This window comes from Uliginosibacterium silvisoli (assembly GCF_036017035.1).
GTDB classification, from domain to species: Bacteria; Pseudomonadota; Gammaproteobacteria; order Burkholderiales; family Rhodocyclaceae; genus Viridibacterium; species Viridibacterium silvisoli.
In genome coordinates this window covers 520,807-536,716 of record NZ_JAYXHS010000003.1, presented here as the reverse complement: position 1 = coordinate 536,716, position 15,910 = coordinate 520,807, and the positions used below count along the sequence as shown (strand labels likewise).

The 15,910-nt window shown below is 61.3% G+C and carries 15 protein-coding genes; 3 read left to right on the top strand and 12 right to left on the bottom strand.

Going from position 1 to position 15,910, the window contains the following annotated elements:
- Positions 1–116: 116 nt before the first annotated feature.
- From VVD49_RS17160 to VVD49_RS17135, 6 genes are all read right to left on the bottom strand, one after another.
- Entirely contained in the window at positions 117–716 is a 600-nt protein-coding gene (locus tag VVD49_RS17160) for a hypothetical protein (protein ID WP_327600432.1), read from the bottom strand.
- Between the two features lie 1,460 nt (positions 717–2,176).
- On the bottom strand, positions 2,177–3,277 hold the full coding sequence (locus VVD49_RS17155) for a hypothetical protein (protein WP_327600431.1): 1,101 nt from the start codon (positions 3,275–3,277) through the stop codon (positions 2,177–2,179).
- 212 nt (positions 3,278–3,489) lie between these two features.
- Positions 3,490–4,218: an outer membrane lipoprotein-sorting protein gene (locus tag VVD49_RS17150; RefSeq protein ID WP_327600430.1), complete on the bottom strand. Its 729-nt coding sequence runs from the start codon at positions 4,216–4,218 to the stop codon at positions 3,490–3,492.
- Between the two features lie 30 nt (positions 4,219–4,248).
- The gene (locus VVD49_RS17145) at positions 4,249–4,710 is read right to left on the bottom strand and encodes a DUF2214 family protein (RefSeq protein WP_327600429.1); all 462 of its coding nucleotides are present in this window, start codon (positions 4,708–4,710) and stop codon (positions 4,249–4,251) included.
- 30 nt (positions 4,711–4,740) lie between these two features.
- On the bottom strand, positions 4,741–5,961 hold the full coding sequence (locus tag VVD49_RS17140; protein ID WP_327600428.1) for an ABC transporter permease: 1,221 nt from the start codon (positions 5,959–5,961) through the stop codon (positions 4,741–4,743).
- Positions 5,958–6,722: an ABC transporter ATP-binding protein gene (locus VVD49_RS17135; protein ID WP_327600427.1), complete on the bottom strand. Its 765-nt coding sequence runs from the start codon at positions 6,720–6,722 to the stop codon at positions 5,958–5,960. Before VVD49_RS17135 ends, VVD49_RS17140 begins: the two co-directional genes overlap by 4 nt.
- Before the next feature lie 346 nt (positions 6,723–7,068).
- Here VVD49_RS17135 and VVD49_RS17130 point away from each other — a divergent pair, with 346 nt between their 5' ends.
- The 3 genes from VVD49_RS17130 (at position 7,069) to fliW (ending at position 9,523) form a co-directional block, all read left to right on the top strand.
- Positions 7,069–8,142 carry a sensor histidine kinase gene (locus tag VVD49_RS17130; protein WP_327600426.1) on the top strand — a complete coding sequence of 358 codons (1,074 nt, stop codon included), beginning with the start codon at positions 7,069–7,071 and terminating at the stop codon, positions 8,140–8,142.
- Positions 8,139–8,891, top strand: a complete 753-nt coding sequence (locus VVD49_RS17125; RefSeq protein WP_327600425.1) for a LytR/AlgR family response regulator transcription factor — start codon at positions 8,139–8,141, stop codon at positions 8,889–8,891. The genes VVD49_RS17130 and VVD49_RS17125 overlap by 4 nt, the downstream gene beginning before the upstream one ends.
- A 197-nt stretch (positions 8,892–9,088) precedes the next feature.
- Complete coding sequence (fliW, locus tag VVD49_RS17120) at positions 9,089–9,523, top strand: flagellar assembly protein FliW (protein WP_327600424.1); 435 nt, start codon at positions 9,089–9,091, stop codon at positions 9,521–9,523.
- Between the two features lie 79 nt (positions 9,524–9,602).
- On the opposite strand, the gene pstS is transcribed toward fliW, so the two are convergent.
- From pstS to VVD49_RS17090, 6 genes are all read right to left on the bottom strand, one after another.
- Positions 9,603–10,652 (bottom strand): phosphate ABC transporter substrate-binding protein PstS, encoded by a 1,050-nt coding sequence (pstS, locus tag VVD49_RS17115; protein ID WP_327600423.1) that lies wholly within the window; start codon positions 10,650–10,652, stop codon positions 9,603–9,605.
- 11 nt (positions 10,653–10,663) lie between these two features.
- Positions 10,664–11,740, bottom strand: a complete 1,077-nt coding sequence (locus VVD49_RS17110; RefSeq protein ID WP_327600422.1) for a hypothetical protein — start codon at positions 11,738–11,740, stop codon at positions 10,664–10,666.
- A complete protein-coding gene (locus VVD49_RS17105; protein WP_327600421.1) occupies positions 11,737–12,750 on the bottom strand; it encodes a sulfate ABC transporter substrate-binding protein in 1,014 nt (337 codons plus the stop codon). Before VVD49_RS17105 ends, VVD49_RS17110 begins: the two co-directional genes overlap by 4 nt.
- Before the next feature lie 62 nt (positions 12,751–12,812).
- Complete coding sequence (locus VVD49_RS17100; RefSeq protein ID WP_327600420.1) at positions 12,813–13,259, bottom strand: chemotaxis protein CheX; 447 nt, start codon at positions 13,257–13,259, stop codon at positions 12,813–12,815.
- Positions 13,259–13,630, bottom strand: a complete 372-nt coding sequence (locus VVD49_RS17095; RefSeq protein ID WP_327600419.1) for a response regulator transcription factor — start codon at positions 13,628–13,630, stop codon at positions 13,259–13,261. The genes VVD49_RS17100 and VVD49_RS17095 overlap by 1 nt, the downstream gene beginning before the upstream one ends.
- Positions 13,630–15,765: an ATP-binding protein gene (locus tag VVD49_RS17090; RefSeq protein ID WP_327600418.1), complete on the bottom strand. Its 2,136-nt coding sequence runs from the start codon at positions 15,763–15,765 to the stop codon at positions 13,630–13,632. Before VVD49_RS17090 ends, VVD49_RS17095 begins: the two co-directional genes overlap by 1 nt.
- Between the last annotated feature and the right edge of the window lie 145 nt (positions 15,766–15,910).

The following is a 15,910-nucleotide window of genomic DNA, read 5'->3' as shown; positions in this document are numbered from 1 at the left end:
GACGTTCAAGGAAGAAACAGGGAAGAAACAGGGAAGAAACAGCACACCGGTGGGTGTGCTGTTTCTATTTCTTCAAGGCTTGCGCCTTCGGTCCGGCGCAGTTGCCCGACATCGCATCACCATTCAAACGGTGAGCTTGATTCGGGAAAGGTCGGGCGGGCACAACGTCCGCTTTCCCGCGAAAGCGCGTAGAAGTTGTACCGGAAAGCCATTTCCGTGTCGTCGCGACAGGTGATCCCCCCATACAGGCGCGCATAGGTGGCGCGTGAGCCGCTGCCCGACCGGTAGCTGTCTTCCGACTTGAAGACCAGTTTCTCGTCTTGATCCTGAACACGCAGCGTGCCCGAGGAGGCATTCGTCGGAATCTCGTAGTCGATCAGGATATCCGGCCCTTGCGCGCCCACCTGCGTGACGATGATGAACACTGCGCGCTGCTCGGCAACAAGTTGCTCTTGCGTCAAGACGCGCAAGCTCGTCGTGCTCTGCAGCCGGGACCCCAGCGGCAGAGCCTTCCCCTCCAGCAATACCACCGCCGTATCGGGCGCCGGACTGCTGCGTGTCGGGCTTGCCAGTAGCACGCCGGAAAACCGTTGCACCAGCGCTTCGAACAGTTCCTGCGGGCTGCGCTTGCTGGCGTCACGCGCCTGCAGCGGCGCCGCGTGGAAGCCAAACATCGCCAAAGCCAGGAAGGCGGTCAGGATATTGCGGCCGCGCATGGCGAACGTCCTCCTAGTTTCATAGTGGGTGATTGGATTGGAGCCCAGCGTGAGGGCGGGGGAGTGAAGCGCAGGGAACCAAAAGCGCAGCTTGTGACCGTCCCTCTCGACGGAGTGGCTAGATTGCACCGACTATTTCTTCAAGTGACCACAGAATTGGGGTTGCCCTGGATTCTTCCTCTCTAGGCCTGTGGCAAACCATGCACCGGGGCCGCATATATACCAATCCTCCTCCCGCGAAATGGTCTTTGTTGTCACGGCATGACTGCTTTCATACGTTACCTCAGTGCGATATTCGCAAACGGGGAGCATGAGCGGAATTGGAATAACCGCCCAAATAATTGCTCCGCAGAGCACGTTACGCTTTTCGGCGACTATCGTTCCAAACTCCGGGTGGTCGATGCTCTCATATCGCTTCTGCGAGTTGGTGTCGTACGCGAGACTCCTCACGGTTTCTCTGCTTTCGCCGGTGACGGATATGCCAACACACCCACTTAATAGAAATACAACAAGGAATGGGAGGAGGTTTGTAGCCATTGCAATCTAACGTTTGACGTGAGGGGCCGCCGTAGCGGCGAAGCCGCGAAGGGAACCCACAAGCGCAGCTTGTGGGCGGTCTCTCTCGACGGAGTTGTTGGGCGTCATTGGGGCTCCGACCTGGTTCTGTAGTGGGTGCCTTCAGGTGCCCAGAACACCGCGCCAGAAGGAGTGATTTCGAGATGCGGTGTAAGGCCACGCGCTCTAAGCCCGTGCCGTAGCCCCTCTAACCCTTCCTCTGTTTCGATGATGTATCCCTCCGTAAGTACGTCACCGTAGTGCTTCTCCGTATTTGCTTGGGCTAGCGCCACTATGTCCTCAACGCTTTGGCCTAGAGACCAAATGTGTACGTCTTCGTCTTTGGCATGGGTCTTGACGCGCCAGTTCGTGCCGTTTGATGCGTAAAACTGCACGGTGTCGAATGACCTGTCCGAAGCGGCCTCCTCCGAATTTTCGGAATAACTACTTTGGATGGATAAAAAGAAGAGGACGAGAACTGATTTCATGATGCCCAACTTGTAGTAGACGGACCCGCTGGTCCGTCTACGGTTAATAGTGCGGACAGAGACTACCCGACTTGAATATTTGATTGGATTGAATCATATGCCGTAGCCGTCCGTCTACGGATGCCAATAGTGCAGACAGCTCAGCAGGGCTACGGCTTGAATATTCTGTTCGGTAACTTCTGTGGGGCTGCCAGCCGCGCCGGTCGTTCGGCTGAGCGTGATTGCACATACAGGCGTAACGGCTGCTTATGTAGCCAGGAAGTCTTGTAGGGTGCGCACCGCGCACGCGGAAACAGCCCCGGAGAAGGGGACTTTGGGGATTGGTGCGCAATGCGCACCCTACGAACCTGACCCAATAGCGTTCAGATCATCGCGACCCGAGTGGTTTCGGCGGCCGTGCTTTGGAAGCTCGTCGTCTCACCACAGGAACCACGACAAACCCAGCATTGCACTGGAACGCACCCAGCGGCCGTATTCGTCGTTGTTGCCGCCATGTCGTTGCATGACATTTCCCCACACCTGCAGGCGGTCGCCGATGTCGCGTTTGAACATGACGAATGCTTCGCCGCTGCTGTCGTCGAGATTGCGTTTGTAGCGTAGTGTCCAACCGGTCTTGGCATCGCTGCCGTTGACGAGTTGCAGGCCGAGGTAGTGCCTGCGCATCGGATCGCTGACTTGTATCAGGTTGGCGAGTTGTCCTTTGCCGGCGGGGTCGGTGCGTGTGGAGAGCGTTGCGACCGAGGTGGCGAGGGCGTCCGATTCGGTCTCGGTGAGGCCCGCAGCGTTGCGCCAGTATTCGGTGCTGAGTGTCCAGTTGATTTCGAAGGTGTAGGCGGCCCCGAGTACGGCGTTGAGGCCGTAGGGATGGGAGTCGCTGCGCTGCCATGTCTTGCCGTCTGACTGTAGCTGGAGGTAAGCCTGCGGGCGTTGCCAGGCGGCTTCACCGTAGAGGATGAGCGCGTCGCTGGCGGTCCATTGCGCCCAGCCTTGCCAGCCGAGGCTCTTGCCGGGTTCGGCAGAGACCAGTACGGCAGCGCTGGCTTCGCTGCCGATCCAGTCGGCCTTGATGGCGTCGCGACGGCGTGCACTGATGGCGCGTGCGTCGGGCTTGTGGCCAGGGCCGAGCTGGCTGATGAGGGAGAGGGACAGTGCGTCATCGACTTGCCAGCGTCCGCGCAGGAAGTCATGGCCGACGATTTCGCGCTTCGAGTTCTGCTTGTTGTTGTCGCGGAAGAACGGGTTGGAGGGATTCCAGAAAGCGGACGGGCCCCATAGCAGGACTTCGCGCCCGGCCTGCAGGCTGGCGCCTGCGACGGGACGCCAGCGCAGCCAGCCTTCGTTGAGCCAGGCTTCGCTGTGATGTGCGCCCTCCTGTGCGCTGGCGATGAAGCGCGGGCGCAGTGTGGTGGAGAGGGATTCGCCTGCCACATCAAGATCGGGTCGGAATTCCAGATTGGCGCTGTCGTCAGCGACCCTGGCCACGCGATTGAAGACGCTGCGTGACCATGTATCCGTCATGTTGCCGTAGAGCAGGAGTTCCGCGCGGCTTGACACTGACTGGAGGACGGAGGGGGACTCTGTTTGTTCCTGTGCTGACGCCATGGAGGCGGCCAGGATGCAGAGCAGCGCCACGCAGAGCCGCGCCGATTTGTGCGCACCGTTCTGGATCCCGGCCTTTGCCGGGATGACGAGGCATGGAGTAGGCGATGCTCTGCGAAGCAATGTGCGGCTCATGAGTTCAATTCGAACAACGAAGCGTCAGGCTTCTTCACGCGCACGTCGCGATAGTCCAGCGTGGTCACGTTGCTGGCGTCGAGCGCGTCGAGGATGACCATGCGGCTGACAAAGGGGATGCGCTGTCCGTCGTGTTCGATGGTGTTGCCGTAGTCGAAGGTAGCCGTCTTGAAGAGCTTGCCGGAGACCGTGTAGAACTCGGCCTTGACGCCGACTTTGCGCTTTTCCGATACCCAGTAGCGGATGCGGTCGTAGGTCACGTTCTTCTCTTTTGCACTGAGTTCGAACAGCACGCAGTTCTCGTTGCCGATCTGCTCATTGCCGACGGCCTTGGCGTTGTAGTCGGTGGTGTAGTTGGTGGCGGCGATGTCGCCGTTGGCGGCCTGACCGATGAGGCGCTGGCGCGGGCTGATCGGTACGGGCCGTTGCAGGCCGGGGCGCGAGAACCACATATTGCGACCGGCGATGATCACGCGCTGGCCCTTGATCTTCTCGGGTGCGGTGTAGTCGACGCGCGTGTTGCTGGTGGTGCCCGTGGCGGCTATGGCGTTCATGACCTGGCGCGTGTCGCCATCGCGGTCATGCGAATTGATTTCGATGACCCAGGCGATGCCGGGCAGGTCGCCGCCACGTGCGCGGTCTGCTTGCAGCAAGAGCGTTTCCGGCTCGGCGGCGGTGGCTTGCAGGCTGAGCATCGCAAGCAGTGTGAAAAGAAAGGCTTTCATTTTTATCTCCAGTGAATGGTGCGAACTGAGTCAGAACTGCCCGATGCCGCGCGCCATCAAGGCTGCGCACAACAGCAGTGGCACGACGAGGACGAGTTCGAGCGTGATGACGCGGCGTAGACGGCTGAGCGTCCTGTCCGTCACTACAGGTACGCGGTCTGCGCGCAGATCCTTGCGCCAGCCGAGAAAGGTGACTGTCGGGTAGATCGACAGCAGCCCGATGAGCAGGAAGAGCGTGAGCTTCACGAGGAAGGGCAGGCTGTGCAGGTAGTAGCTGCCGCCCTTCTCGAAGTACATGACGCGCAGCACGCCGATGACCAGCACGATTCCAGCGGCGATACCGAAGAGCATGTCGGTTGCATTCAGGCGGCGTGCGCTTTCTACCGTGAGCGGCAGGACGATCAATGCGCGTTCGACGATCAGCGCACCGATCAGCATGAAGGCGGCGAGGTGATGGATGAAGGCGCTGATCGCGGGCAGGTAGCTGGTCATGGCGTTTCTCCTCTGGATGGATGCAAGGGGTCAGACGTGGCCCAGCGCATCGACGATCTCGATGTGCGCGGCGCGGCGTGCGGGCCAGCAGGCAGCGATCATCGACACGAGGCTGAGTAGGGCGAGGGTGGCAGCCAGAGTCACGGGGAGGATGGCTATCGACAGCGGCACCGGGCTGCTCGATGACGGTGGGGTATAGGTAAATTGGCCCGCGGTGATGCCCATGCCGAGCGCGACGCTGATGACGATGCCGATCAGGCAGCCGAGTGCGCCGAGTGTTGCGCCTTCGACGGCGAAGATGCTGACGATGCCGCGCCGGCGCATGCCCAGGGCGCGCAGCGTACCGATCTCGCGCACACGTTCCATGACGCTCATCGACAAGGTATTCACGATACTCATGAGCACCACGATGAAGACGATGGAAAACAGGAACAGGAAGATCAGGTCAAACAGGTTCTTCACCTGACGGTAGAAGTTGGAGAGTTCGACCCAGGTCTTGATGTCCACATCGAAGCCGGCCGCCTTGAGTTGCGGCGCCAGCGTGGCGCGCACTGCATCGGCATCGGTGCCGTCCTTGAACAGCAGCACGATGCGGGTGGCGCCGTCGGTGTCGAGCAGGCGTTGCACATAGCTCAGCGGCAAGCGCAGCGACTTGTCGTTGGTGGCGGCAGTGCCCGTGTCCCATGCCTTGAGCATTTCCAGATCGAGCGCATTGGTCTGGCCTGCGAGCGTGCTGGTGAAGGTGACGAGGTCGCTACCGGGCTCTGCGCCAAGCATGGCCGCCAGCTTCTTGCTGACGAGGCCGGCGTTGGGTTTGGCGGCGTCGAGCTTGGGCAGGCCGATGCCGCGCCGCCACATGCGGTTGGCTGCATCCGGGTCTTCGCCTTCGGCAATGAAGATGGTCGACAGCTTGCCGTTGGAGACGAGGCCCGAGACCGACAGGCGCGGCGAGATCACGGCAATGTCGGTCTGCTGTTGCAGCACGTTGCCGAGCCGGGCAAGTTCGTCGCGGCTGAAGACGAAGCGCTCGGGCTTCAAGCTGCCTTCTTCGAAGAAGCCGCGCTTGGCAATGGTGAGATGGCCGAGCCCTTCGCCGTGCATGGCCGAGACGCGCAGGCCGTTGTAGACGTTGTGGATGTAGCCGGCGAAGAGATTGATCGCAGCAAAGCCGATGGCGATGGCCAATAGGGTCGCGAGGCTGCGGCGGCGGTTCTTCCAGAGATTCCGGAGGGCGAGGGTCAGGGCGATCATGACAGGGCTCCTTCAGCGTGGCGGGAGGCAATGGGGGAAAGCGCCGCAGTGGAATTGGGCGCAGTTTCGATCTGCCCGTCAGCGAGGCGGATCAGCTTGTCGACGGCGTCGATGAGGCGCGGGTCGTGCGTCGAGAACAGGAAGGTCACGCCTTGCTTCTCGTTGAGCTCGCGCATCAGGGCGATGACCTGGTGGCCCGTATTTGCATCGAGATTTGCAGTGGGCTCATCGGCGATCACGATCAGCGGATCAGTGACCAGCGCGCGGGCGATGGCGACGCGCTGGCGTTGACCGCCGGAGAGCTGGTCGGGGCGGTGGTGTGCGAAATCCGCGAGGCCGACTTCAGCCAGCCGTTGCTCGGCCGCCTTGCGCGCTGCGTTGCGTGCCGTGCCGCGAATGGTCAGCGGCAGCATGACGTTCTCAAGTGCTGACAGCACCGGGATCAGGTTGAAGCCCTGGAAGACGAAGCCGATGGTGCGATTGCGTAGCTCGGCGCGAGCGCCATCGCTTAGACCTGCGGTGTCCTGATCGCTGATGCGCACGCTGCCGCGGGTAGGCATGTCGATCAGGCCGATGAGGTTGAGCAGCGAACTCTTGCCGCTGCCCGAGGGGCCCCACAGCGCGATGAAGGCGCCGCGTTCGATGTCCAGGCTGACCCCCCGCAAGGCGGGCACGGCAATCCTGCCTAGCTGGTAGTCCTTGCTGACGGCCGTCAGCGAGATCAGGGGCTTTTGAGTGTTCGGGCTGCTTGCATTGCGCATGTCGCTCTCCAGGTGATGGTGCATGGAGGGCAGTGTCGTGATGGGGCAAGACCTGTCCCAGTGGCTTGCGATGAGCCGACAGGGCTGCGGGCTGAAGTGGATTTCTCCGCGATGAACCGCATGACGGGCGTCTGCGGGCCGCACATGCCATTCAGGCGCCGCCCGTGCGGTTCATCCCGCGGCTGTGTCGTTTCATCGCAGGTTCTTTGCTGCCGATGCGCGAACGGGGTGAAGCTTGCTGCCGTGTGGCCCGGCCTGATTGCTTGTGATGCAGCAAGGCCGGCTTTATCCTGATCTACCCTGACGTCCGCCTGATTGCACGGTGGGCCGTCGGCAACACGCCCTCATGAGCATGCGCATTTCGACGCCTTTCACCGCAGATTCCGAAAAAGCCTTCTGGTGGCCCAGCATGCGGCGCTTGCTGTTCGTGTTCGTCGGCAGCAGCATCATTGCCGCCTTGTTGTGGGCAACGAAGGGGCGCCCCTTTGTCCCGTGCTGGATCTTTTCCCAATGTGTGGGCATGTCGATCTGCTTTGTGTTTACGGCAGTCCATCATTTCTCGCCGCCGCGGTTCGGTCACGTTCCTGCCATCCTGCTGGGGGTGCTCCTTGGCTATCCCGTCGGGATTTTCATTGCCAAGCTGCTCGGGTCTGGTGCTGCTGCCGCCGAGGTAACAGGCGACGGCTATGCCCTGCTGCGCTATGCCGTGGCCGGCCTGATCTTTACCGCGGCTTTCAGCTACTTCTTTCATAGCCGCATGCGCATCGTCGAGCTTGAGCGCGCGCGCCAGGAGGCCGAGCTACGCGAGACCACGGGGCAGAAGACGGCATTGCTGGCGGAGCTTCGTCTTCTGCAGGCGCAGATCGAACCGCACTTCCTGTTCAACACGCTCGCCAACCTGCACAGCCTGATCGGGCGTGACGATGCGCTGGCAAAGCAGCTTCTCGAACAGCTCAATGATTACCTGCGCGCCAGTCTCGTGCACAGCCGTGCGCGGCAGGCGACGCTGGGTGACGAGATGGACATGCTGACGGCGTATTGCGCCATCCAGCGGCTGCGCATGGGCGAGCGCCTGCAGACGCGCATCGAGATTGACCCGGCCCTGCGCAGCGTGGCTTTCCCGCCCATGCTGCTGCAGCCGCTGGTCGAGAACGCCATGATCCACGGCATAGAGCCCAAGCTGGGGGCGGGTGAAGTGCAGATCCGTGTCACGCGCGAGGCGGGCATGCTGCACATCGTCGTGCAGGACGATGGTGTCGGCTTCGCCGCTTCGTCTGCGGGCGGGCAGGGCGTTGGCCTGTCCAATGTGCGCGAGCGACTGGCGGCGCTGTTTGGCGGGCAGGCCCGCATCGAGGTCAGGGAGAACGTGCCTGCGGGCGTCGTGGTGGCGCTATGGATACCGGGGGAGGGCTCGCAATGACTGGTCAGAAACTTCGCGCCCTGATTGCCGATGACGAGCCGCTGCTGGCAGCCGACCTGGCCACGCGTCTGGCCGTGCTGTGGCCGGAGCTCGAGGTGGCAGCCGTGGTGCATAACGGCCCGGCAGCCGTCGAGGCACTGGCGCGCCTCGCGCCCGATATCGCTTTCCTCGATATCCGCATGCCCGGCCTTTCCGGGCTGGAAGTTGCGCAGCAGACGCGCGTGCCGCACCTTGTTTTTGTCACGGCCTACGACCAGTACGCGCTGGCTGCATTCGAGTCGGCAGCGGCGGACTACCTGCTCAAGCCAGTGAGCGACACGCGCCTGGCGCAAACCATCGAGCGCCTGCGCCAGCGTGTCGAGACGACGCAGGCGCCAAGCGATGTCGGCCAGTTGCTGCAACAGCTGCTCGGCAAGCAGGCGGCGCAGATCAAATGGATTCGTGCCAGCGTCGGCAATGACACGCATCTGGTCGATGTGGATGAAGTCATCTACTTTCGCGCCGACGAGAAATACACCGTCGTGCAGACCGCGCAGCGCGACTACCTGATTCGTACGCCGCTGCGCGAGTTGCTGCCGCAGCTCGATGGTGCGCGTTTCTGGCAGGTGCATCGCAATACCATCGTCGCCACCAGCGCCATCTCCAGCGCGCGGCGCGAACTCAATGGCCGCGTCACCCTGAGCCTGCGCGGGCGCAGCGAGACCTTGAGCGTGAGCCGGGCTTTCGCCCATCTCTTCAAGCAGATGTAGTGCTGCCGGGCGCGCCGGGGGCGGATAGACACCCGGATAGACGCCCAAAATCCCCCTTTATTGCGGCTCGTGCGGCAAATCCTGCCTATAAAGTAAGACGCTATCAGGACCCGTCACGCATGGGGTTGCGTGCGGCTGGCCCGCTCGCTCCACGTCGTTGCGGGCTCTTACACGACCATTCGCATGGAGGCGAAGTCATGAAAATAGAAAGCCCGCGTTTTGGCAGTCTCGACGTAGATGCAGACAAGCTCATCGAATTTCCCGGCGGCCTGCCTGGCTTCGAGGATTGCAAGAAATTCACCTTGCTGGAAATGGGCGAGGGTGAATCGTCGGGCGTTGGCATCCTGCAGTCCGTCGATCGTCCTGAGATCGCCTTTTCCGTGGCGGAGCCGGACCAGTTCGGCCTGCATTACGAGTTCTCCCTGACGCAGGACGAGGAAGACCTTCTGCGCGTCTCGCGCATCGAAGACGTCGCCGTGTTCCTGATCTTGCGCCGCAGCGATGCGGGGGCCAGCGAGATTCCGGTGAAGGCCAACCTGATGGCGCCGCTGGTCATCAATGCGGCCCAGCGCATCGGCATACAGAAAGTGATTGCACGGGTCGGTTGCGACGTTACCTTGAAAGCGGCCTGACAGGCCCGCTCGCAACGAAAAGCCGCCCGCATCGAACATCGATGCGGGCGGCTTTTTCCGTTTCAGATGCAGGCAGAAGTCAGTTGGCGCCAAACACCGGTTTGCCGCTGGCAGCATCGACGATGCCACTCCAGTGTGCCTGCACGTCGCTCATTACACGCTCAGGCAGCGGCGCATAGCCTTGGGCCTGGGCCATGGCCGCGCCGTTGCGGTATGACCACAGGAAGAATTTCAGGGCCTCATTTGCGGCCGCGGCTTTCTCCTCTTTGCGGCGCATGACGATGAACGTGGCACCGGCGATGGGCCAGACATCCTGCCCGGCCTGGTCGGTCAGGATCTCGCCGAATGCCGATTGTTGCCAGGGCGCGTTGGCGGCGGCCTTGAGCGACTGCTCATTGGCCGAGACGAAGCTGCCGGCGCGGTTCTGCATCTGCACGGTGTCGAGCTTCTTCTGGCGTGCATAGGCATACTCCACGTAGCCGATTGCGCCCGGCAGGTTGCGCACGAAGGTCGCGACGCCCTCGTCGCCCTTGCCGTGCATGCCGGTCGGCCATTGCACGATGGTGCCGGTGCCGACCTTGTCGCGCCATTGCGGGTGCACTTTCGACAGATAGTTGGTAAACACGAACGAAGTACCGGCGCCGTCGCCACGATGCACGATGGCAATCGACATGTCTGGCAGCTTCACCGAGGGGTTGAGCGCGCGGATGGCCTTGTCATTCCACTGCGTGATCTTGCCCATGTAGATATCGCCCAGTACCACCCCACTGAGGCGCAGCTCGTCGGTCTTGATGCCCGGTAGATTGATGATGGGGACGGCACCGCCAACCATCGTCGGAAACTGCAGCAGACCATTCTTCTCGAGATCTGCCGTGCTGAGCGGAATGTCTGTCGTGCCGAAGTCGATGGACTTGCCGCTGACCTCCTTGATGCCGCCACCCGAACCGATGGATTGGTAATTGATGCGGTTGCCTGTGGCCTTGAGGTAGGCGTCAGACCATCGCTCGTAGACCGGCGCGGGCAAGGAAGCGCCCGCACCGGTCAGCTCGGCCGCTTGGACGATGCCCCCGAACATCATCGTGGCACTCAAGGCCAGCAGGGACCGTATGGAAAGACCGGATATGTTCATGAGTGACTCCGTTACTTGCTGGTGTTAACAGCGACGCCGGGATTACGTGAGGCCATCCGTTCCCAGTCGTGCGCCTGATCGATGAGGCGTGAGAACTCGCCCCCCTTTTCGAGGATGGTTTTCTTCAGCGCTGCGTCGAGAGGTTTCTCGACATCGAACTCGTCACGCGGCATCGCGCCGGTCTCGACGTCGCGCAGGACACGCTTGATCTCGGCTGCGGCGTGCGCCGGTGATTGCAGCAGCACCAGGCGCTTCATGCCATTTGTATTGTCGGGTGAGTGGCAGGACAGGCATTGCCCTTCACGCAGACCGATGGCGAACTCGCGGTAGCTGGCCGACAGCTTCTCCTTGTAAGGATTGTCCTTGCGGAAGACGCCATCAAAGAGCGTAGCCGCAGGTTGCGTACGCCCATTGCTGTCGGTCCACACCCACTTGCCGTCGAACTGTGGCGGGGTCGCCCGATCGGCCAGCGCCAACTCAGGGGTGTCGCCCTGGCGCGAAAACTGGGCGAAGCGGGCTTTCGTCGTCTGTGGATCTATCCAGAGCAGCATGGTGCGGGCGTTTTCATAGGTGCCCCACTTGTCGGCTTCGTGCCAGAAGGGGTAGGGGAATTCGCCGGGTTGCAGGCGGTTGCGGAAGCGCACATTGAGTGTCGCGAGCCACAGCTTCTCCTTTTCGTCGAAGCGCAGCTTGTACTTGCCGTCGAACATGAACAGCGGGACGTACATCCCCGTCAGCACGTCTGGTGCGAACTGCGTCAGCTTGGTGTCTTTCAGGGCCATGGCCGGGTCACGCTGACGACCCCACATGGTGATCGGGTTCAGCAGCTGACGGAATTTCGACTCACCGTAGAGTTTCTCGCGGCAACGATCGAAAGCGGCTTTATCGCCCGCATCCATCATCGGGCAGTCGGCCGCCAGTTGCGCGACTACCTCGCGGACCTGGGCGTCGACAATCGGCGCCATCTGCTGTTGAGCCACGGCGAGAAGGGGCGTGAGAGCCATTGCGGCGGTCATGCCGATCGTGCGGATCATGCGTGCGGGAGATGCCGGCAAGGCCGAGCGAGTGAGCTTGCGAGCGATCATCATGATGCGTTCCTGTATTGGTCATAAACCTGATCGAGAATGCCGCCGTCCTGAAAATGCGCCTTCTGGATGTTCTTCCAGGTACCGAAGAGATCTTCGATCCGGAACAGCTTTACCGGCGCAAACTGCTTGCTGTAGCGCGCGGCGACAGTGGGGTCCGAAGGGCGGTAGAAATTGCGTGCGGCAATGTCCTGCCCTTCCGGTGAATAGAGGTATTGCAGATAGGCCTCTGCTACTTTTCGCGTGCCATGTTTCTCCACCACCTTGTCGACGACTGCGACCGGAGGTTCAGCAAGAATGGAGATGGAGGGCACGATGATTTCGAATTGCCCCGGGTTCTCCGCAATCGCCTGGAAGGCCTCGTTCTCCCACGACACCATTACGTCGCCGAGCTTGTTCTTCACGAAAGTGTTGGTGGCGCCGCGTGCGGTGTATTCGAGAACGCGGTTGTTGGCGTACATGCGTTTCAAGAAGTTGCGTGCAGTGGCCTCGGTGGCACCCGGCTGCTTGAGCGCATAGCCGTATGCCGCCAGATGGCTCCAGCGCGCACCACCCGAACTCTTCGGGTTCGACATCACGATGTTGACTCCCCAGCGCACGAGGTCTGGCCAGTCCTTGATGCCCTTTGGATTGCCCGTGCGGACCAGGAAGACGATTGTTGACGTGTAGGGCGAAGAGTTGCCTTCGAGGCGACGCTGCCAGCCTTCGGGCAGCACGTTGGCATCGGCAATGCCATCGATGTCATGCGCTACCGATGCGCTGATGATGTCTGCCTCTTCGCCGTTCTTGACCTTGCTGGCTTGCGTACTGGAGTTGGCGTGAGTCGTCTTGATCGTCAGGACCTCGCCGGTCTTGCTTTTCCAGTACTTGGCAAAGGCCTGGTCATACTCTCCATACATCTGCTTCGTGGCTGTGTACGAGTAGTTGGTAAGGGTCGTATCGGCGAATGTGGGCGTGCTGCACAAGGCAAGCACGATCGGCAGCATGGCAGGCGATAGCAGAATGCGTGGCATGGCAAAACCTCGGCTGTGTTGCGAGATGCGTGAGCCGGTTGCATCTCTTGTTGATCGGACGTTCATTGCAAGCTCACCACCAGCGCGGCGTCGAGCTTGTGCCAGCGCATCGGGATCACGTAGGCCTTGACGTTCTTCGGCACCTGGATGGCTTGTGCCGTGCCTTGCACGATGATCGGCACGGAGATCATGAAGTCCGGGCCGAAGTAGAGGCGCGCATTGCCGGAGATGGTGTTGGCGACTTCACCGGCCAGGTCACAGATGTTGGCTTCGGACACATCCGTCTCGCCGACCTGCAGCAACAGCGCACGCAACAGCTCGCGCCTGGCCGTGACATACACACAACCCTGGCGCTCGCCGGAGATGCCGATGACGCCGGTATAGTCGTAGATCGGCAATGCCGTCGCGTCACCCAGATGCGGGCTGCCCAGCTCGATGGGACGCCCGGTCTGGCGGTCGAAGTACTGACGCACGATGTCGACGAAGACCCGCAGTTCCTGTTCATCCATTACTCATCTCCTCGCAGCAACTCGTCGATCGCATCGCACAGCTCGTCTTCGGAAAAGGGCTTGCACAGGAAGCCCAGCGCGCCCTCCTTGAGTGCCTGGATGGCCGTGGCCTTGTCGGCCAGTGCGGAGACGACGAGGATGCGTGTGTCGGCCTTGCGCTTCTTCAGTTCGCGGATGCATTCGAGCCCGTCCATGCGCGGCATCGTCAGGTCCATGGTCACGATGTCAGGCTCGTTCTCGCGGAACTGCTTGACGGCTTCCTCACCGTTGCCGGCCGTGGCGACAATGTCGATCTGGTGCTGGGCCAGCGAGCGCGCGATCTTGTTGCGAATGATGTTGGAGTCATCGACGATCATCATCTTGAGACGCATCAAGCGGCCTCCATGCTGGCTGGATCATTGAGGTCGATCCGCGGTGCAGCCAGCTTCGGCAGCTGCACGCGGAAGTGGCAATACTCGCCAGCGGTTGTTCCGATACGCACACGTCCTCCCATCTTCGTCACGAGGTCTTTCACTGCATCGAGGCCGACACCGCGGCCGGCATCTTCATCTGCTGTTTCGCGGGTGGATACGCCGGGCTCGAAGATCAGCGAAACGATCTTGCGATTGTCGGCAGCCTGCGCACTTGCGGCGTCCAGGCGGCCAGCGCGCAATGCTGCCGCGCGGACGTTATCCGGATTGATGCCGGCGCCGTCGTCGCGGAAGCTCAGCTCCACGTTGCCGTCACCCTGGTCGGAGACATACACGGAGATGCGGCCCGCTTCGGGCTTGCCACGCAGCTTGCGTTCGGCCGGTTTCTCGATGCCGTGCGTCACTGCATTGCGCACGAACTGATTGACGATAGTGTTGATCGCGTCGGACAGCTGCGTGCCCAGCGTTGCAATATCGAGGCCCTGGTAGCTCAGCTCGGTGCTCTTGCCATGACGCTCGGCGACCTGCTGCGAAAAACTGCGCCACTGACGCACGAAGGGCAGGGCGGCCAGCGCTGGCTCGTTCGCGGGGTTGGCGGGCTCGACGGAGACCACGCCGCGCACCTGTGCAATACGTGCAAGCGTTTCCTGGATGGCTGCGATCTGCGCGTAGAGCGATTTGACGCGCACGGTGACCGGCAACAGGTCTTCGTTGCTGATCGAACCCCGACTGCGCAGATCGTCGAGCACCGTTTCAAAAGAGTGCAGCGACTGGGCGAGTGCTTCCAGTTGCAGCGCGTTGGCGTCGCCCTTGATGCGGTGGACCACGCGGAAGATGTGTTCGATACGCTTGCTCCACGCTTCCCCGGAACTGGATTTCAACTCGCGATTGATGTCGTCGAGGCCCGTCACTGCGTTGCGCAGGAATTCCTGCAGTAGCGTGGGCTCTGCCTGCAGCAGATGCACCATCATGCCCATCTGGTCCTGCACCTTGCGTTCGCTTTCCTTCAGTTCGCGCTCGAGGCGCACACGGCGCGTGATGTCGTTGGCGGTGACGAGCAAGTGCGTGACCTTGCCCTGATCCGTTACGCGGTTGAAGCTGAACTGCAGGTAGCGCGTTTCGATGGCGCCATTGGGTTTCGGTGCGCTGATTTCCAGGCAATCCAGCGGGTTCAGGCTGGCCACCAGTTTTTCCTTCACATCGTGGCGCATCAGAAGTTCGATATATTCTTTTGTCGTATCGTAGGTCTTGTGCGTGACCATCGGTTCGATCAGTTCGAGGAAGTTCCTGCCACTCAGGTTCTGCGCGCCTAGTACGCGACCCAGCGCCTGCGAGGTCTGCGTGCCGATGACGAAATTCGCATCGAGCAGGAACAGGCCGTCCTGTGTGGTGCGCAGGATGTTCTCCGTTTCCTTCTGCGCCGATTCGACGGCACGGTCAGAGCGGCGCAACTGGCCGAGGAAGGAGTAGAGAATGAACACGAAGTTGATCAAGGCCAGCGAGATGCCCGCGATCTGGATGATCCGCAGATTGGTGGCGCGCGAGGCCGAGATCACTTCCATACGGCCGGTCAGCAGGTTCGAGATCGACAGCAGGTTCAGGTTGTCGGCAACCAGGATCTGCAGCACAGGGCCCAGGTCAGGTTTGCTGGATTTCTGATCGGCCAGGCGCTGCAGCTCGGTGTTGACCGGCGTCCAGAGTGTCTCGAGCTGCTTGAAGAACGCAGCTGCCTGAACGTCGTCTTCCGGACGAAGCTGGATCTTGACGCCGTTCTCCAGCGTCTTGCCATCGGAGTGGAACGCTTCGAGCGTCTCGTTAAAACGCTTCGCCGTGCCCAGCAACTCCTGCAGCTCGGAGAAGCTCGACTTGCCGCGACTGTCGATCGTGCCCTGTGTCGCATCTTCCTGCAGCAGCAATGCAGACTTGGTCATCTGCTGCACCAGCGTGCGCTGCTCGCCGGCGAGGTTCAATGACACAGCATCTGCTGCGATCTGGTTGGAGATCAGGAAGGTCATGCCGAGCACGCCCACGTCGAAGACGAGGAACAGTGCAATCAGCACAAGGATCTTGCGGTACTTGCCTAGCCCTAGTTTCATGTATCGATGCCCTCGTCGCAATTTCAGACTCGCAACGCATCGACTGCCGGACGAACTGCTCCGGGTGTTCTCTCTTACAACTGTTTATTTTTGTGTCTTCAAGATAGTTGAATACGGTGAGTAGCAACATGCCCTGAAGTTCGCA